This is a genomic window from Micromonospora sp. URMC 107, assembly GCF_051386315.1.
In the GTDB taxonomy this organism is placed as follows: Bacteria; Actinomycetota; Actinomycetes; order Mycobacteriales; family Micromonosporaceae; genus Micromonospora.
Window position 1 is genome coordinate 47,370 of record NZ_JBPQTK010000021.1, and the last position, 17,401, is coordinate 64,770.

General features: G+C 74.2%; 18 protein-coding genes and 1 tRNA gene. 11 read left to right on the plus strand and 8 right to left on the minus strand.

What is annotated here, in order from left to right:
• Positions 1-9: 9 nt before the first annotated feature.
• Positions 10-1,674, minus strand: coding sequence for an arginine--tRNA ligase (argS, locus tag ACSNN9_RS07760; RefSeq protein WP_436672138.1), 1,665 nt, complete (start codon positions 1,672-1,674; stop codon positions 10-12).
• Positions 1,675-1,774: 100 nt separating this feature from the next.
• Here argS and ACSNN9_RS07765 point away from each other — a divergent pair, with 100 nt between their 5' ends.
• From ACSNN9_RS07765 to ACSNN9_RS07780, 4 genes are all read left to right on the plus strand, one after another.
• Positions 1,775-2,617: a DUF3105 domain-containing protein gene (locus tag ACSNN9_RS07765; RefSeq protein WP_436672139.1), complete on the plus strand. Its 843-nt coding sequence runs from the start codon at positions 1,775-1,777 to the stop codon at positions 2,615-2,617.
• An 8-nt stretch (positions 2,618-2,625) separates the two neighbouring features.
• Positions 2,626-3,288: a DUF305 domain-containing protein gene (locus ACSNN9_RS07770; protein ID WP_358081381.1), complete on the plus strand. Its 663-nt coding sequence runs from the start codon at positions 2,626-2,628 to the stop codon at positions 3,286-3,288.
• A gap of 303 nt (positions 3,289-3,591) precedes the next feature.
• Positions 3,592-4,284 carry a winged helix-turn-helix domain-containing protein gene (locus ACSNN9_RS07775; RefSeq protein WP_088998637.1) on the plus strand — a complete coding sequence of 231 codons (693 nt, stop codon included), beginning with the start codon at positions 3,592-3,594 and terminating at the stop codon, positions 4,282-4,284.
• Between the two features lie 285 nt (positions 4,285-4,569).
• Positions 4,570-4,644 (plus strand) — tRNA-Arg (locus tag ACSNN9_RS07780).
• Between the two features lie 155 nt (positions 4,645-4,799).
• Here ACSNN9_RS07780 and ACSNN9_RS07785 read toward each other — a convergent pair.
• The 4 genes from ACSNN9_RS07785 to ACSNN9_RS07800 all read right to left on the minus strand — a co-directional run bounded on the left by ACSNN9_RS07785 (position 4,800) and on the right by ACSNN9_RS07800 (position 8,196).
• Positions 4,800-5,318 carry a hypothetical protein gene (locus tag ACSNN9_RS07785; protein ID WP_436672141.1) on the minus strand — a complete coding sequence of 173 codons (519 nt, stop codon included), beginning with the start codon at positions 5,316-5,318 and terminating at the stop codon, positions 4,800-4,802.
• Positions 5,319-5,558: 240 nt separating this feature from the next.
• Positions 5,559-6,062, minus strand: coding sequence for an anthrone oxygenase family protein (locus tag ACSNN9_RS07790; RefSeq protein ID WP_436672142.1), 504 nt, complete (start codon positions 6,060-6,062; stop codon positions 5,559-5,561).
• Between the two features lie 321 nt (positions 6,063-6,383).
• A complete protein-coding gene (gene ligD, locus ACSNN9_RS07795; RefSeq protein ID WP_436672145.1) occupies positions 6,384-7,343 on the minus strand; it encodes a non-homologous end-joining DNA ligase in 960 nt (319 codons plus the stop codon).
• Between the two features lie 31 nt (positions 7,344-7,374).
• The gene (locus ACSNN9_RS07800; protein ID WP_436672147.1) at positions 7,375-8,196 is read right to left on the minus strand and encodes an isocitrate lyase/PEP mutase family protein; all 822 of its coding nucleotides are present in this window, start codon (positions 8,194-8,196) and stop codon (positions 7,375-7,377) included.
• A gap of 52 nt (positions 8,197-8,248) precedes the next feature.
• Here ACSNN9_RS07800 and ACSNN9_RS07805 point away from each other — a divergent pair, with 52 nt between their 5' ends.
• The 4 genes from ACSNN9_RS07805 (at position 8,249) to ACSNN9_RS07820 (ending at position 12,368) form a co-directional block, all read left to right on the plus strand.
• The gene (locus ACSNN9_RS07805; RefSeq protein ID WP_436672149.1) at positions 8,249-8,953 is read left to right on the plus strand and encodes a GntR family transcriptional regulator; all 705 of its coding nucleotides are present in this window, start codon (positions 8,249-8,251) and stop codon (positions 8,951-8,953) included.
• Positions 8,954-9,029: 76 nt separating this feature from the next.
• Positions 9,030-9,464 (plus strand): winged helix-turn-helix transcriptional regulator, encoded by a 435-nt coding sequence (locus ACSNN9_RS07810; RefSeq protein WP_436672152.1) that lies wholly within the window; start codon positions 9,030-9,032, stop codon positions 9,462-9,464.
• A gap of 115 nt (positions 9,465-9,579) precedes the next feature.
• Positions 9,580-10,125: a TetR/AcrR family transcriptional regulator gene (locus tag ACSNN9_RS07815; protein WP_436672153.1), complete on the plus strand. Its 546-nt coding sequence runs from the start codon at positions 9,580-9,582 to the stop codon at positions 10,123-10,125.
• A 38-nt stretch (positions 10,126-10,163) separates the two neighbouring features.
• Positions 10,164-12,368, plus strand: a complete 2,205-nt coding sequence (locus ACSNN9_RS07820) for an MMPL family transporter (protein WP_436672156.1) — start codon at positions 10,164-10,166, stop codon at positions 12,366-12,368.
• 100 nt (positions 12,369-12,468) lie between these two features.
• Here ACSNN9_RS07820 and ACSNN9_RS07825 read toward each other — a convergent pair whose 3' ends face one another.
• Positions 12,469-13,725 (minus strand): erythromycin esterase family protein, encoded by a 1,257-nt coding sequence (locus ACSNN9_RS07825; protein ID WP_436672157.1) that lies wholly within the window; start codon positions 13,723-13,725, stop codon positions 12,469-12,471.
• Positions 13,726-13,817: 92 nt separating this feature from the next.
• On the opposite strand from ACSNN9_RS07825, the gene ACSNN9_RS07830 reads away from it, so the two are divergent.
• Positions 13,818-14,009 carry a DUF2795 domain-containing protein gene (locus ACSNN9_RS07830; protein WP_357878135.1) on the plus strand — a complete coding sequence of 64 codons (192 nt, stop codon included), beginning with the start codon at positions 13,818-13,820 and terminating at the stop codon, positions 14,007-14,009.
• A 71-nt stretch (positions 14,010-14,080) separates the two neighbouring features.
• On the opposite strand, the gene erm is transcribed toward ACSNN9_RS07830, so the two are convergent.
• Both erm and ACSNN9_RS07840 read right to left on the minus strand, forming a co-directional pair.
• Complete coding sequence (erm, locus tag ACSNN9_RS07835) at positions 14,081-14,878, minus strand: ErmE/ErmH/ErmO/ErmR family 23S rRNA (adenine(2058)-N(6))-methyltransferase (RefSeq protein WP_436672159.1); 798 nt, start codon at positions 14,876-14,878, stop codon at positions 14,081-14,083.
• A gap of 473 nt (positions 14,879-15,351) precedes the next feature.
• The gene (locus ACSNN9_RS07840; protein WP_436672170.1) at positions 15,352-16,257 is read right to left on the minus strand and encodes a Gfo/Idh/MocA family protein; all 906 of its coding nucleotides are present in this window, start codon (positions 16,255-16,257) and stop codon (positions 15,352-15,354) included.
• 322 nt (positions 16,258-16,579) lie between these two features.
• On the opposite strand from ACSNN9_RS07840, the gene ACSNN9_RS07845 reads away from it, so the two are divergent.
• Positions 16,580-16,975, plus strand: coding sequence for a hypothetical protein (locus ACSNN9_RS07845; RefSeq protein WP_436672160.1), 396 nt, complete (start codon positions 16,580-16,582; stop codon positions 16,973-16,975).
• Positions 16,968-17,401 (plus strand): hypothetical protein (locus ACSNN9_RS07850; RefSeq protein WP_436672162.1); only part of this gene is annotated, 434 nt, incomplete at its 3' end. The genes ACSNN9_RS07845 and ACSNN9_RS07850, both read left to right, overlap by 8 nt.

Sequence of the window (17,401 nt, forward strand, 5' to 3'; positions counted from 1 at the left end):
ATGGGTGAGCTACATCCTCTCGGGGGCCGATACGCCGAGCAGGCGCAGGCCGTTGGCGATCACGGTGCGGGTGGCGTCGTTCAGCCAGAGCCGGGCCCGGTGCAGGTCGGTGACCTCCTCGTCGCCGCGCGGCAGGATCCGGCACTCGTCGTAGAACCGGTGGTAGGCCCCGGCCAGCTCCTCCAGGTAGCGGGCCACCCGGTGCGGGCCGCGCAGCTCGGCCGCCGCGGCCACCACGGCGGGGAACTCGGCGAGCGCCTTGAGCAGCTCGTTCTCCTTCTCGTGCCCGAGCAGCTCGGGGCGGAACGCTTCGGCGTCGCCCCGGGTCAGCCCCACCTCGGCGGCGTTGCGGCCGACGCTGGCCGTCCGGGCCGCCACGTACTGCACGTAGTAGACCGGGTTGTCGCGGGTGGCGCGGGTCCACAGCTCCACGTCGATGTCGATCGGGGAGTCGCTGGAGTAGCGGGCCAGCGCGTACCGGGAGGCGTCCACGCCGATCGCGTCGACCAGGTCCTCCAGGGTCACCACGGTGCCGGCCCGCTTGCTCATCCGGACCGGGGCGCCGTCGCGGACCAGGTTGACCATCTGGCCGATCAGGATCTCCAGGTTGCGCTCCGGGTCGTCGCCGAAGCACGCCGACATCGCCTTCATCCGGCCGATGTAGCCGTGGTGGTCGGCGCCCAGCATGATCACGACCCGGTCGAAGCCGCGCTCCCGCTTGTCGAGGTAGTAGGCGCAGTCGGCGGCGAAGTAGGTCCACTCGCCGTTGGACTTGCGCAGCACCCGGTCCTTGTCGTCGCCGAAGTCGGTGGTGCGCAGCCAGGTCGCGCCGTCGGACTCGAAGATCCGGCCCTGCTCGCGCAGCCGCTGGAGGGCCAGGTCCAGCTCGCCCCGGTCGTGCAGGTCCTTCTCGTTGAAGTAGGTGTCGAACTCGACCCCGAAGCCGCGCAGCGAGGACTTGATCTCGGCGAACATGAGCTGCACGCCCTCGACCCGGAAGACCTCCTGCGCCGCGTCGTCGTCCAGCTCCAGCACGTCGGGGCGGATCTTCCGGACGGCGTCGACGATCTCGGAGATGTACGCCCCGGCGTAGCCGTCCTCGGGGGCCGGCTCGCCCTTGGCGGCGGCGAGCAGCGAGCGGGCGAACCGGTCGATCTGGGAGCCCGCGTCGTTGAAGTAGTACTCCGTGCCCACGTCGGCACCCGTGGCGCGCAGGAGCCGGCTGAGCGCGTCGCCGACGGCCGCCCAGCGGACGCCGCCGATGTGCACCGGGCCGGTCGGGTTCGCCGAGACGAACTCCAGGTTCATCCGCTGGCCCGCGAGCCGGTCGCTGCGGCCGTACGCCTCACCGGCCTCGACGATCGCCCGGGCGAGCTGCCCGGCGGCGGCCGCGTCGAGCCGGATGTTGAGGAAGCCCGGGCCGGCGATGTCCACCGACTTGACCCCCGGGGCCCGGCCGAGCTGGTCGGCCAGCGCCGTGGCCAGCTCGCGCGGCGGGACGCCCACCTTCTTGCTGAGCTGGAGGGCCAGCGTGGAGGCGTAGTCGCCGTGCTCGGGGTTGCGGGGTCGCTCGACCACCGTCCGCTCCGGCAGGGCGGAGCGGTCCAGGCCACGCTCGGTGAAGACGGCGTGGGCTGCGGATAGGACGACCTCGGCGAGTTCTGCGGGAGTCACCGATCCATGTTATCGGGGGTAGACTCGGCACCCGCGGCGGCGACCCAGTGTGTGAGACCGGCCCGCCGGATCCCCTGACCGACCGACCTGACGAGGCACCATGAGCATCAGCACCCCGGGCGGCCCTGAGCGCCGTCCGAACGTGGTCAGCACCGGCAAGAAGCCGGCGGCGGGCCGGCCGGCCGCCGGCGCCAAGGCCGGGTCCGGCGCGGCCAGGACCGGATCCACCGGCGCCAAGGCCGGGTCCGGCAAGCCGACGGGCACCCGTCCCGGCGCAGGGGGCAAGGGCCGCAAGCCCATCGCCCCGGTGAAGGTGAGCCAGGGCCGCTCCTGGGGGCCGATCGCGCTCTTCGTCGCCGTGGGTGTGCTGGCCGTGGCGATCATCGGCTACGGCGCCTGGGCGACGTTCCAGGGCGCCAAGCCCTGGGAGGACCGGGCGGACGCGATCGAGGGCATCGTCAACTACCGCGAGAAGGACAAGGACCTCGTGGCCGGCGGCAACCACAAGACGGGGCCGATCACCTACACGGTGCTGCCGCCGGTGGCCGGCCCGCACAACGCGGCCTGGCAGAACTGCATGGGTGACGTCTACCCCGCCCAGATCGCCAACGAGCACGCGGTGCACAGCCTGGAGCACGGCACGGTCTGGATCACCTACCGCCCCGACCTGCCCGCCGACCAGGTGACGAAGCTCGCCGACAAGGTGCGGGGCAAGGAGAAGCTGATGCTCAGCCCGTTCGAGGGGCTGGACAAGCCGATCTCGCTCCAGGCGTGGGGCTACCAGCTCAAGGTCGACAACGCCGACGACGGCCGGATCGACGAGTTCATCAAGACGCTGAAGGTCAACGCCTCGGTCGAGGGCCCGACCGCGCTGTGCAGCCAGGGCATCACCGCCACCGGCACCACGCCGCGTGACGACGCCCAGCAGATGCCGCAGGGCTGAGGAGAGCGATGAGCATCCCGACCATGATCGATACGAGCGAGCCGGCCAGCCCGGCTCCGGAGGAGCGGCGCCCGCCGGTCCGCTGGGGCACGGCCGCGCTGGCCCTGGCCGTCGTGGTCGGGCTGCTCCTCGGCTACGCCGGTGGCCTGTTGACGCCCCGGCTGACCCGCCCGGGCGACGCCTCGGCGGAGGCGGGCTTCGCCCGGGACATGATGACCCACCACGCGCAGGCGGTGGAGATGGGCCTGATCGCCTTCGACGAGGGCGCGGACCCGGAGGTCCGCAGCATCGGCGGGGACATCGCCACCGCCCAGCAGGGCGAGATCGGCACCATGCACACCTGGCTACGCTCGTGGGGGCTGGACCCGGCGGGCAGCCAGCCGTCGATGTCGTGGATGTCCGACGGCGCCGGGCTGGTCAGGAACGGGCTGATGCCGGGCATGGCCACCCCCGAGGAGATGGCGAAGCTGCGCGCGGCCGAGGGCCGGGAGCTGGACGTCCTCTTCCTGCAACTGATGATCAAGCATCACCTGGGCGGCATCCACATGATCGACGGCATCCTCGACGTGAGCGACGAGCCGGACGTGGTCAGGACCGCGCAGACCATGAAGAACACCCAGCGCAACGACCTCACCAATCTCCAGAACGCGCTGCAGCGGCTGGGCGGCTGACCCCGCCTCCGCCGTCCGTCGAGAGGTCCGCGTCGCCGCCGGTTCACCCGGCCCGACGCGGACCTCTCGCCGTTCCCGGCCCGAGGCCGAAGCGACTTCCCGCCCCCGGTGACCGGCCCGACCGTCGCGCCCTGCCCACCCTCGGGCCGCTCTCCGTCCCTGCGGTGCACCACGCCGGGACCGCTCGGCGGTCCGGCTTGGCGGGCACGCGACCCGATTGACCGGAACGCCCGATTCTGACGCTAAGGGAGTTTTCTCCACACATATCGTGACCAGTTGCGATTCGGGCTCGTTGCGCAGGACGTGGGGGTTGCACTGAGAGACGCACGGCGCTCGGTCACCAGCTGGTGCCGGCGCCACACCATCGGCGGTGACGGGGCGGTGGCAGCCGTCCGTCGCGGACAGCGGCAGGGCGAGCCGGGAACGCTCAGCCGCGAACAGGAGCTCGAACTCATCGACGTCCTGCGGGGCGTCTACCCCGACGAGCTGGGGCTGGACGAGGAGCTGTGGACGCGACAGAGCCTGCACGCCCTCATCCAGCGCCGCTTCGAGGCGCCCATGGACGCCGGGGCGGTCGGGGCGTACCTGCGGGCCTGGGGACTGGGCCCGCGGGAGCCCCGGGAGCGGGCCTGCGGCCTCTGCGTCGGCGCGGTGGAGCGCTGGGTGCGCAGCGAGTACCCGGCCATCACCCGGGCGGCCCAGGAGCACCTCGCCGAGGTCTACTGGATCGGCCGGGTACGCCTGCGGGGCACGATGCCGGCGGCGGACGTCATCTCCGCCGTCTCGTCCCGCGGCCGGGTGCGTTTCATGATCACCACACCGTCGGTCGACCCGCCGCTCCCCCGCGACTTCGTGCTGCGGCTCAGCGGCGAGGAGCAGCGGACCGTGCACCTGATCGTGGACGGCTCCTGGCCCCGCAACGAGTGGCCCCGGCGTCTGCCCCGCCGCATCGTGCTGCACCCGCTGCCCAGCTGTGGCCGCGCCGTCGCCGCCTGACCACCCACACCTCCGGCGCCGTACGCCCGACGTCGGGTGCGCCGGGCCCGGCCGACCGCGGCCCGGCGGCCGAAGCGGCCGGCGGGCATCGACGAGTGGAACGCCATGGTCGCGTCGGACGACGGGACACCACCGTGGGGTTCCACTCGTGCCGCCCGAGGGCGTCCGCCCTCCCTTGGAGCGGCGCGCCGCGCGGGCGGCACCGGGCAGGGCGACACGAGGGCGGGCACCGGATACCGATTCGGCGTTCCGGGGAGGCGTTTGCTAGTCTTCTCGAGTCGCTGAGCCCCCGTAGCTCAGGGGATAGAGCACCGCCCTCCGGAGGCGGGGGCGCAGGTTCGAATCCTGCCGGGGGCACCACGATGAGCACGATCAAGGCCGTTGACCAGGGCACGCCCGGGCAGCGGCCTTTGTCGTACGCTCGGCCACGTTCGGCTCTCAGCGGCCCGTGACGGACGCCTGCACCCGATGCGTGCCGAAGCTCGGCGCGGTCATCGCCTGGCGGGCGCCCAGCCTCACTCGACAAGCCTGTCTCCCACGAAACGCATCCGCTTGACGATCTTCCCCTCCTTGCTCTTTTCATAACTGGAGTACTCCTTCTGCGGGTCGGCGTCCGACCAACCGATCGCCGCAATGAGATCGTTCTTGTGGTGCTCCATCCGGTCCGTGCTCAGGTAGCCCTCGTCCGGCTGCCAGTTCCTCGGCAGGTCGTCGCTCTCCCGGTAGAAGTACATGTGGAAGAAGCGGGTCTTCCCCGCCGCCGCTTCGATCTCCCCTTCGACTGGGTGCTCCTTGCCGTACTTCTCGACCAGTTCCTTCAGTTCCGTCAGCTCCTGGGGTGGGTTCAGGATCATGTAGTGCTTCCTGACGGTCACGGCGTCTTCGTCCTTCCTGCCGAAGACTTCCTCCGTGTTCTGGATCTCGAAGATCCTGGTCTCCCCCGAATCCTCATTCCTTGCGCATCCGACCATGATCGACGGGACGAGAAGCACGCCGACGATCAAGGCCAGGGTTCTCGCATGGGCTCTGATCACCAGATCCTCCTCAGAGCTGGACTGGCCGCGGCACGGGTGGCGGCGGAGCGGGCCGCGGGCGCCGCGGGCTCGCGCATGAACGCGAGGCGAGGCAGCGCGATCATGAGCGGAAGACTACCTAGTGGATCATGGGTCGCCAGCAGAGAGGCGAGGCCGCCGACCAGGTTGCCCGGTCGACGGCCTCTCCTGTGCTCCGGTCGCCGCCCGGTCGGGGCGGGCGGAAGTGCGTCGGGCGTTCCGTCAGGTCCGAGGGGCGGTCGCGCGGGCCCAGCGCAGCAGCGCGGTGAACGCCAACGCGGCCGTCACCGCCCCACCCACCAGCCGCACCCGGTGCCCGGCGACGAACTCGGCCGCGACCTGACGCAGGTACTCCGGGGAGTGCGTGCCGACCGGGTCGACGAACATGATCTCGTTGCGCGGCCAGAAGAAGAAGACCGAGAAGAGGAACTCGCAGGCGACGAAGACCACGGCCGCGCCGGCGATCCACCAGCGCAGCCGGCGGTCGCGCCAGGTGAGCACCGCCGCCGCGAGGCAGGCGAGCACGACGGTAGCGCCGAGCGGCGGAAAGTAGTCACTCGGGCCGCCCGCGACCAGGAACTCGCGGGCCCGGTCCAGCGACGCCGGGGGGTCGCCGAAGATGTTGGGGTAGAGCATCACGGTCTCGGCGGCGACGCCGCCGAACGACATCATCGCCGTCCACACCAGAGCGATGAGCACCGTCCAGGTCAGCCTGTCGCGGGTCATGGGTCCTCCTGCCGATCCAGTCGACGCCGTGCCGGCGCCGTCCGCTGGGGTCGTCGTCGACGCTAGGGCGGCCGCCGCCGCCCGTCTGCCGCCCGACGGCGCGAACGCGGGGTCGACTCTGGACGTACGGCGGCACGGAGCGGTCGCCCGCCCGCGCGGTCGGGCGTCGCTTCCCGACGTAGCCCGAGGTGGCCGACAGGCATGGCCGAAGGAGGCCCCACGCCAGGCGGGACCGACAGGCGACGGAGGGCCGACAGGCGACAGGCCGACGGGTGGCCGGCGACAGGTGACCGAAGGGGTCCGGGGGGCGGTGGGCGTACGTCAGTCGGCGGCGCGGCGGGCGCGGGCCCGGCGCTTGCCCTCGTGCATGGCCTGCACGCGGGCGACCGGGATGATGTGGCCCTCCGCGACCAGGTCCGCCGGGAGTCGCTGCGGCGCGGGCAGCCGCTCGGCCCAGGGATCGCGCTCGGCGACCAGCGCCGGGGCGGTACGGATCGTGAAGTCCGCCGGGGTCACGTCGCCCAGGTCGGCCCAGTCGACCGGGAAGGAGACCGGCACGCCCGGCCGCAGCCGGGGGCTGTAGGCGGCCACCACGGTCGCCCCGCCGGCCCGGGTCGAGTCGACGAACACCTTGCCGCCCCGGTCCTCGCGGATGAAGGCGGTGGTGGCCAGCGCCGGGTCCAACCGTTCGGCGCGGGCGGCCACCGCGCGGGTCGCGGCGGCCATGTCCTCCACCGTGGCGCCCCGCGCCACCGGCACGAAGACGTGCACCCCCTTGGCCCCGCTGGTCTTCACCGCACCGGCGAGCCCCGCGTCGGCGAGCGCCTGCCGGACCAGCCGCGCGGCGGCGACCGCCAACGCGAAGGAGTCCCCCTCCGGGGGGTCGAGGTCCAGCACCAGGTGGGTGGGGCGGTGCAGGTCGTCGACCGTGGCCAGGGTGGGGTGGTACTCCACCGCGCGCTGGTTGGCGAACCAGAGCAGGGTGCGCCGGTCGTCGCAGAGCGCGTACGAGATCTCGCGGTGCGACGCCTCGGCCCAGACCGGGATGCGGGCCACCCAGTCCGGGGTGTACTTCGGCAGGTTCTTCTGCATGAACGGCGGCTGCCCCGGCCGGACCCGGATCACCGACAGCGGCCGGCCGCGCAGCTGCGGCAGGATCCGCTCGCGCACCGCGTCGAGGTAGTCGACCAGATCCCGCTTGGTGGCGTCGGCGCCGTCGAACAGCGGCTGGTCGAGGTTGGTCAGCGACACCCCGTCGCGGGTCTCGTCAGCGCCACTCATCCGACCACCTTCGCCGCCCGGGGGCCGGCGGTCAACCGGACGCGGCGGGGCGGGCCGCGACGAACGGATCGGAGCCGGCCGCGACGAATGGGTCGCCGCCGGCCGCGACGGCGTCGAGCAGCCGCTGGGTGTGCCCGCGCGCGGCGGCGTACAGGCCCCCGCCGTAGCTGACCCGGGCGACCCCGAGCGCGGCCAGCTCCGACACCGCCGGCGCGCCGGGCCGGGCGAGCGCGTTCACCGCGCCGGGCACCGCCGCCACCAGCGCGGACAGCGCCCCCGGGTCGGCGAGCAGGATCGGGTAGACGCAGTCCGCGCCGGCGGCGAGGTAGCGGATGGCCCGGCGGACCGCCTCGGGGAGCCGGGCGGCGGGGTCGCCGCCGGCGTCGAGGAAGACGTCGATCCGGGCGTTGAGCACCACGGGCACCCCGGCAGCGTCGGCCGCCGCCCGGACCTCGGCCAGCAGGTCCGCCTGTGCCCCGGCGTCGAGCAACCGGCCGGTACGCGGGTCGGAGTCCTCCAGGTTGAGCCCGACCGCCCCGGCGTCGAGCAGGCGCTCCACCAACTCGGCGGGGCGCAGCCCGTACCCCCGCTCCAGGTCGGCGGTGACCGGGACGGCGACGGCGCGGGCGACGCGGGCCACGGCGGCGAACATCTCCCCCGGCGGGGTGGCCTCGCCGTCGGCGTGACCGAGCGATTCGGCGACGGCGCTGCTGCTGGTCGCCACGGCCGGGAAGCCGGCGGCGGCGACCTGGCGGGCGGAGCCGGCGTCCCAGGCGTTGGGCAGGGTCAGCGGGTCACCGGGCCGGTGCAGCGCGCGCAGCGCCGCCGCCCGGCCGGCAAGGTCGTCGGTCATACGCCGATTCTCGGCCGGCCGACGCCCGACTCCAAGCTCCAATGCCGTGCCGATGGACTGGGCCGCTTTCGGCGTCGACCCGCATCTGGAGCTGGACGCGTCGGCCGGGCGCCGGACGGGGCTGGAGCGGCCGCTGCGCGACGCGATCCGGGACGGCCGGCTCGCCCCGTCGGCCCGGCTGCCCGACACCCGGGCGCTCGCCGCGCAGCTCGGCCTGTCCCGGGGCACGGTCAGCGCCGCGTACGACCAGTTGGCCGCCGAGGGGTGGCTGGTGGCCCGGGTGGGCTCCGGCACCGAGGTGAGCGCGTTGCGGCGCGGCCCCGCGCCGCCGGCCACCCCGCCGCCCGGCCCGGCCGCGCCCCGGTACGACCTGCGCACCGGCAGCCCCGACGTGGGCACCTTCCCGGTCGCCGACTGGCTGCGCGGGCGACCCGCCGGGCGCTGGCCGCCGCCCCGGCGTCCGCCTACGGCTACGGGGACCCGCGCGGGCGGATCGAGCTGCGCGCTCGCCGGCTACCTGGGCCGGGGCCGGGGCGTGCTGGCAGACCCGGACCGGATCGTGGTGACCACCGGCTACGTGCAGGCGCCGGTCCTGCTGGCCACCGTGCTGCGGGACGCGGGCCGGCCGGTGCTGGCGATGGAGGATCCGGGGCTCGCGTTCCACCGGGAGGTGGCCCGCCGGCAGGGCGCCACCCCGCACTCGCACGCCTACCCGGCCGCCCTCGACGCACTGGCCCACGTCCTCACCGCCCGCTGACCCCTCCCTCGGACGTACGGTTTTGTTGCCGGCACCGGGCCCTGTGACCATGACGCGGAGCGTGAGGAGGCACCCCATGTCCCAGCGGAACAGCGATGCGACCGGCCGCCCGACGTCGCGGGCGTGCGGGGCGGCCGACGGGTCCTCCGCCTCCGGCCGGGTCGAGGCCTGCACCGTCCGCGAGGTGCTCGACCGGGTGGGCGGAAAGTGGAGCATCGGCATCCTGGTGGCCGCCTCCCAGGGCCCGGTGCGCTTCACCGAGCTGGAGCGCTGCGTGGAGGGGATCAGCCGCCGGATGCTCACCCTGACCCTGCGCAACCTGGAACGCGACGGCCTGCTGCACCGGGAGGTCCATCCGACCGTCCCGCTGAAGGTGGAGTACACCGCCACCCCGATCGCGCTGGAGCTCTACGAGTCGCTGGTCGCCCTGACCGGCTGGGCGGAGCGGCACCGCGGCGCGATCGCCGACGCCCGGGCCACGTACGACCGGGCGCACGGCGCGGCCGACTGACGGCGCGGGCGGAGTAAACCTCGGGTGCGTGTGGGGAACGCCACGCCCTTCATCTGACCGATCGGTCAGGGTCTGACCGATCGGTCAGGCATGCTGGTCGGGGAGGTGGGCCGGCATGGCGCGAATGGTTCCGGAGACGCACGACGAGATCCTCGCGGCGGCGGCGCGACGCTTCGCGACGACCGGCTACCGGGGCACCTCGTTGCAGGACATCGCCCGCGAGGTGGGCTGCTCCAAGGCGGCGGTGCTCTACCACTTCGCCAACAAGGAGGCCATCCTCACCGAGCTGATGGCCCCGGCGATCGGCGTCCTCCAGGCGCTCGACGAGCAGATCCGCGCGCATCGCGGCGCGGCCGCCCAGCGGGTCGCCGCCGAGGGCTTCGTCGACCTCGCGGTCCGCTTCCGGCGCGAGATCGCCCTGCTCCGGGGCGAGTTCCCGGAGCTGCTCCAGCAGCCCGCCTTCGCACACATCCAGCGGATCTCCGAGCGGCTGGTCGACGCGCTCGCCGGGCACCCGCGACGCCCGTCCGCCCGGATCGCGGCGCTGGTGCTGCTCGCCGGCATCTCCGAGAGCTGCGGGGAGTTCGGCGACGTGTCCGACGAGGAGTTGCGCGCCGCCCTGCTGGCACTCGCCCGGCGGGCACTGGAGCCCGTCGACTGATCCGTCCCCAACCATCCACGACCGAGGACAAGGAACTCATGGCCACCCTGCTCTACCGGCTCGGCCGGGGCTCGATGCGCCGGCGGCGACTCGTCGCGGCCATCTGGCTCGTCGTACTCGTCGGTCTCGGCCTCGCCGCCGCGACCCTGCGCGGCCCGATAGCCGACAACTTCACCATGCCCGGCACGGAGTCGCAGCGCGCCCTGGACCTGCTCGCGGAGCAGTTCCCGGCGGCCAGCGGCGCGACCGGCACGATCGCGGTCAAGGCGCCCGCCGACGGCGCGCTCGCCGGCCCGCAGGGGCAGGCCGTGGTGAAGGAACTCGCCCAGGAGGCCGCGACGCTGCCCGGCGTCGTCGGCGCCGTCGACCCGTTCCAGGTGGGGGCGGTCTCCCCCGACGGCCGGTACGCGCTGGTCCAGGTCCAGTTCGCCACCGGCGCCGACGAGGTGACCGACGCCCAGCGCGAGGCGTACGAGAAGGTCGGCGAGCGGGCCGAGGCCCAGGGCTGGGAGGTCGCGCCCGGCGGCGAGGTGCTCAGCAGCGTGCCGGAGGTCGGCTCCACCGAGGCGATCGGTGTGGCGGTCGCCGCGATCGTCCTGGTGGTCACGTTCGGCTCGCTGGTGGCGGCCGGGATGACCATGCTCAACGCGCTGATCGGCGTGGGCGTCGGCATGGCGGGTCTCTTCGCGATCAGCAGCGTGGTCGACCTGAGCAGCACCGCGCCGATCCTCGCCCTGATGCTCGGCCTCGCGGTCGGCATCGACTACTCGCTCTTCATCACCTCCCGCTACCGGCAGAACCTGATGGAGGGTCTGCCGCCGGACGAGGCGGTGGGCCGCGCCGTGGGCACCGCCGGCTCGGCCGTGGTCTTCGCCGGCGCCACGGTGGTCATCGCGCTGGCCGGGCTCGCCGTAGTGAACATCCCGTTCCTGACCGTGATGGGTCTGGCCGCCGCCGGCACGGTCACCGTCGCGGTGCTGGTCGCCATCACGCTCCAGCCGGCCCTGCTCGGTTTCGCCGGCCGCAGGGTGCTGCCCCGCAAGTTGCGCTCGACGGTGCCGGCCGGGGACGGGGCGGTCGACGCCGCCGGTACGGCCACCCCGCCGGCCGAGGACCGGTCGGGCTTCGGGTTCCGCTGGGCGCGCCTCGTCACCCGGTTCCGGGTGCCGGTCATCCTGGTCGGGCTGATCGGGCTGGGGCTGCTCGCGCTGCCCGCGCCCGACATGCGGCTGGCGCTGCCCGACGCGGGCACCGCGCCGGTCGGCTCGCCGGCCCGGGAGTCGAGCGACCTGATCACCGAGGGCTTCGGGCCGGGCTTCACCGGCCGGCTCGCGGTGGTGGTCGCCGGGGACACCCCGCAGGCGACCGCGGCCGCCATCCCGCAGGTCACCGCGCTGGTCCAGCGCACCGAGAACGTCCTCGCGGTGGCCCCGCCGCAGCTCAGCCCGGACGGGCGCACCGCGCTGCTCGGGGTGGTGCCGAAGACGGGCCCGACCGAGGAGGCCACCGAGACCCTGGTCAACGACGTACGCGCGGCGGTGGGCGACTTCCGCGACGTCGACGTGCTGCTGACCGGGGCGACCGCGATCGGCATCGACGTCTCCGAGAAGCTCTCCGACGCCCTGCCGGTCTACCTGCTGCTCGTGGTGGGGCTCTCGGTGCTGCTGCTGATGCTGGTCTTCCGCTCGCTGCTGGTGCCGGTCAAGGCCGCGCTGGGCTTCCTGCTCACCGTCGCCGCCACCTTCGGCATCACCGTGGCGGTGTTCCAGCAGGGGCACCTCGCGGACCTGGTCGGCCTGGACACGCCCGGCCCGCTGGTCAGCTTCCTGCCGATCCTGCTGATCGGCATCCTGTTCGGCCTGGCGATGGACTACGAGGTCTTCCTGGTCTCCCGGATGCGGGAGGACTTCGTGCACGGCGACACCGCACAGCAGGCGACCATCAACGGGATGGGGCACGGCGCCAGGGTGGTGACCGCCGCCGCGCTGATCATGATCTCGGTGTTCGGCGGCTTCGTCTTCCTCGACGACCCGGTCATCAAGTCGATGGGCTTCGCGCTCGCGGTCGGCGTCGCCATCGACGCGTTCGTGGTCCGGATGACCATCGTGCCGGCCGTGATGTCGCTGCTCGGCAGGCGGGCCTGGTGGCTCCCCCGCTGGCTGGACAGGATCCTGCCCAACGTCGACATCGAGGGCGAGGGCCTGCGCGCCCACCTGGACGAGACCTCCCCCGCCCGCGCCTGACCCACCAACCTGTCGATCATGCAGTTGTGGTGCCCCGCACAACCGGCGAAACCGGCGGTAACGGGCACCACAACTGCATGATCACGCGGTGGAGCGGGGGTCAGACGCCGGCCGGGTAGGTTTCCATCTCGCCCGGGGCGGTCAGCGCCGGGAGGGGGTGCAGGGCCGTCGTCTCGTCGCACCAGACGAAGGCGTCGTAGCGTTCCCCCAGGCGGGTCGGCACGTAGTTGCCCCACGACTCGAACGACGGGTCGTAGACCACCCCGATCGCCCGGTGGTCGGCGGTCCCGGTGACCCAGGCGGGCTGGTCGTCGCCGCCGAAGACCAGCACCGCCCGCTCGGGCATCAGCTCGTGCAGCCGGTGCTCGACCGAGCCGGCGCGGGCCGGCGGCACCACCATCGCCTCGGCCGGCGAGCCCCAGCGGGGCGCGGCGATCACCGTGCCCCGGTAGCCGCCGAAGCCGACCAGGACCACGTCGTCGGCACCGTGCCGTTCGCGGGCCAGCTGACCGATGTTGACCATCCCGTCGGCGGCCATGTCGGTGGCCCGGGCGTCGCCGACGTGCGTGTTGTGCGCCCAGACGACGCCCCGCACGCCCGGACCGTAGCGCTCCAGCAGCCGGTCCAGGGTGTCCGCCATGTGCGTGTCCCGGATGTTCCACGAATCCGGCCCGCCGCGCACCATCGCCCGGTAGTAGCGCTCCGCGCCGGCCACCACCTCCGCGTTCTGCCAGGCCGAGAAGCTGCCCGGGCCGTCCCCGGCGGCCTGTTCGCGGGTACGCGCCAGCAGCCGCACGACCTCCTCCTCGCAGCGGGCGGAGACGAACCGGCTCGCCATCCCGTACTCCTCGACCCGCTTGCCGTACGGCTCGAAGCAGCGGTACGCGTCCTGCGCCGCCTCCAGCGAGTTCGGGTCCTCCTCGCCGAGGTAGTCGAAGATCGCCTGCATGGACTCCCAGAGGCTGTAGACGTCCAGGCCGTGGAAGCCGGCCCGGGCGTCCTCGGGCCGCTCCACGTTCCACGCCCGCAGCCAGGAGCAGAAGCGGGCCACCTCGGCGTTCGCCCACATCCACGTCGGCCAGCGCTCGAAGCGCTCCAGCGCGGTACGCGGCTCGACGGCGCCGCCCGGGGCGGCGGTCACCGAGCGGTGCACCCGGTCGCAGTCGGGCCAGTCCCCCTCCACGGCGACGAACGAGAACCCACACTCGGCGATCAACCGGCGGGTGAGCTGTTCGCGCAGGCGGTAGTAGTCGTAGTTGCCGTGCGTCGCCTCGCCGATCATCACGATCCGGGCGTCCCGGACGCGCTCCAGCAACGGGTCGAAGTCGCTCGGCGCGCCGAGCCGCTGAACCAGCATGCCGGCGGCTACCCGGCGCGCCGCCGGGGCAAACCGCCGATCGTCGATCGGCGGGGCGGTGTGCCGGCGGGCTGAGCGGGTAGCCCGCCGGCATGACCGTCACCGGCGTGCAGTTGCAGGAGTACCTGGCCGGGCTCGACTACCCGGTCTCCCGCGAGGACCTGGTCCGCTGGGGCCAGGAGAACGGGGTCAGCACGGAGATGCTCCAGACGCTGCGGGCCCTGCCGGCGGAGGAGTTCGACTCCCCCGCCGAGCTAAGCGAGGCCCTGAACACGCTGGCCTGACCGTCAGCGGGCGTGCGGCAGCGCCGTCAACGGGCGCGCAGCGGCCGGTCAGCGGGCGTGCGGCAGCGCCGTCAGCGGGCGTGCAGCAGCCGGAACAGCACCAGCCACTGCTCGGGCCAGACGTGCCCGACCGGGGTGGCCGGGTCGAGCCGGGTCGCCCGCAGCGCCGCCGACAGCCGCGCCCGCGGGTGGTGCCGGGCCAGCGAGGCCGCGAGCGAGCCGCCGACCCCGTCGAAGCCGATCTCCACCATCCGGCGGTACGCCGGCAGCGCCGACGCGGCCAGCAGCGGCTCCGGCCGCCGCTGGAGCCGCAGGATGCCGGCGTCCACCCCCGGCACCGGGCGGAACGCGGTGCGGGGCACCCGCCCGGCGAGCCGCCAGCCGAACTCGGGCCAGGTCAGCACGGTCAGCCTGGTCCACCGGCCGTAGTCGCCACTGCGCCGGCGGGCGTACTCCAACTGGGTGAGCAGGGTGGCCGCGCCCAGGCCGGACGCGCCCAGGCACCAGCGCACCACGGCCGAGGTCAGCGACCAGGGAATGTTGCCGACCACGTCGAACTCCTCCGGCGGCGGGGCAACGGTGAGGAAGTCGACCTGCCGGTGGGTCACGTTCGGCAGGGCCGCGCAGACCCGGGCCAGCTCGGCTCCGGCGGCCGGGTCCACCTCGTACGCCGTCAGGTGCCGGCAGCGGGCCGCGAGCGGCCGGGTGAGCTGGCCCCGGCCGGCACCCACCTCCAGCAGGAGCCGGTCGGGCCCGGGGCGGGCGGCGTGCACCATCCGGGCGATCGCGGCCGGGTCGGCGAGGAAGTTCTGGGAGAGTACGCGACGGGACCGGTCGCGTTCGGTTGCTCGGGTACGGCGGGGCGCCACGGGTCGTCGTCCTGTCTGTCGCCGTGCGGCGACGGAGCGGACAGGCAGCCGCGAGCGGGGCCTGTCCGAGTGGTCGGGGACTCGGACGGCCCTGTGCGGGACGCGGAACGCGGGAATCGGCGGCGCACGGCGAACCGCCACGCCGCGGTGGGCGACCGGGGTGGCGCCGACAGGCGGCACTCAGCCCCGGGACGGGGCCCGGATGCGTGGCGGGGACGGCGCCGTGCCCGGGGATGCCGGGGCGGTGGCGCCGCGGGTGCGGTGCGGGGTCAGTCGCGGGTCGCGCCGGCCAGGGCCGGACGCCGGACTCGCGGGCGGGCCACCAGGAGCGGCCCGAAGGCGGCCGGCGTGCCGACCCCCTCGATCAGAGCGTGCGCGGACATGCGGCCGACACTAGCCGCGCCCGGCCCCGCGAGGCGACCGCTTTTCCGCCTCGGCGGCGCCCTCCCGGCCGGGCGGGGTGCTCCTCCGCCTCAGGCCGGCAGGTCGACGGTGCGGCCCTCGACGCGGGCGGTCTCGGCGGCGGCGAGCACGGCGACGACCTCGCGGCCGAAGCGCACGTCGCAGCGGTGGTCCCGGGTGCCCGACCCGATCTCCTCCAGCAGTTGGTCGATGGCCACGCCGAACGCGGTCGCCGAGTCGCCCTCCCCGGCCGGAACGGTCTCCACGCCGTTCTCGCCGTAGAAGACGAACTCCCGGCTCACCGCCTCCTGCGGGGCGTCCAGGGTCAGCGACACCGTGCTGGTCGCGCCCCCGTCGTGGGTGAGGAGCAGGTGGACGAGCCCGCGCGGCCCGTCCATCGCGGCGACGCGGGTGACCCGGCCGAGTACCGGCAGGAGGATCGACAGCGCGTGCGGGCCGACGTCCCACAGCGCGCCGTGCTCCCGACGCCAGGGCGAGGCCCCGTAGGGGTTGCCGGGCTGGAAGATGGACCCGAACCGGATCGCCTTGGCGGTGTGCCATCCGCCGACGGCGGCCGTCGCGGCGAGGAAGGCGGCGACGTCCGGCTGGTAGCGGCCGGTGAAGAAGACCACCGAGGCCACCCCCGCCGCCTGCGCGGCGTCGACCACCCGGTCGGCGTCGGCGACGCTCAACGAGAGCGGCTTGTCCAGCAGCAGGTGCCGGCCGGCGGTGGCCGCGCGGACGGCGATGCCGGCCTGGACGTCGGGGGGAAGGGCCACGGCGATCGCGTCGCAGGCGTCGATGAGGGCGTCGGCGTCGTCGAACACCGGCACTCCGTAGCGCTCGGCCAGGGCGGCGGCCTTGCGCGGGTCCCGGCCCCACACGCCGGCGAACGCGACCCCCGGGTGCGCGTCCAGCGCCGCGCCGTGCGTCTCCGCTGCCCAGTGACCGGTGCCGAACAACCCGAACCGCACCACGAGTACCCCCACCTCATCGTCCCGCCACGGCACCCGTGGCCCCGGTCCACGCTAGTCGCCCGATCCCGCGCCCGCCCGGACGACGCCGACGGCCGCCAGCCGCCCGGCGGGCGAACCGACGAAGGCGACCGGCAGCGAGCCGACGGAGGCGACCGGCAGCGAGCCGACGAAGGCTCCCCCGGCGGCCGGCGAGGAAGGCCACGGGCGGCGAGCGGACGAAGGCGGCGGGCGGCCGGTGAAGCGACGGGGCGGCGGGTGGCGGGGTGTACTACGCGGGTTAGTAGGCTGTGCCGGTGACCGAACCGCACCCCGGATCGCCCAGATGACCAGCGCGGCGTCGGCGGGTTCGCCGGTGGACGGGCTCCTCGCGACCGCCTCGATCGTGTTGTCGCTCCTCGTCGCCGCCTGGGCGCTGGTCGCCACGCTGCGGCATCGCGCGCCGGACCGGGCGCAGTTCGTCGGCCTGGCCGTGCTGGAGGTGGCGCTGCTCGCGCTGGCGGCGCTGGCGCTGGTCGCCATCGGCGGCGGCGAGCGGCCGGGCGAGCCGGGGGCCTTCTTCGGCTACCTGGCGACGCTGGTCTGCCTGCCGCCGCTGGCCTGGGTGCTGGCCCGGATGGAGCCGACGCGCTGGGGCTCGGCGATCGTCTGCGCGGTCTGCCTGGTCACGCCGGTGGTCGCCGTACGGCTCCAGCAGACCTGGGAGGCGCTGGGTGGCTGACGTGCGCGCCCCGGAGGTGAAGCGGACCAACGCCGGCCCGGGACGGCTGCTGATCGCGGTCTACCTGCTCTTCGCGATCGCCGCGACGAGCCGCGCCGGCCTGCAGATCGCCACGAAGTTCGACGAGGCGCCCGTGGCGTACCTGCTCTCCGCCCTCGCCGCGGCCATCTACATCGTCGCGGCGGTGGGGCTGGCCCGCGCCGGCGCCGCCGGGCGGCGCGTCGCCCTGGCGTGCTGCGCCGTGGAGCTGGTCGGGGTGCTCGGCGTCGGGGCCCTCAGCCTCGCCGACCCGGAGCTCTTCCCCGACGAGACGGTCTGGTCGCAGTTCGGCAGCGGGTACGGCTACATCCCGCTGGTCCTCCCGGTGCTCGGCCTGGCAGAACGCGGAGGTGGTGGCCGGCGCGGAGCGCTACTACCGGGCGATGG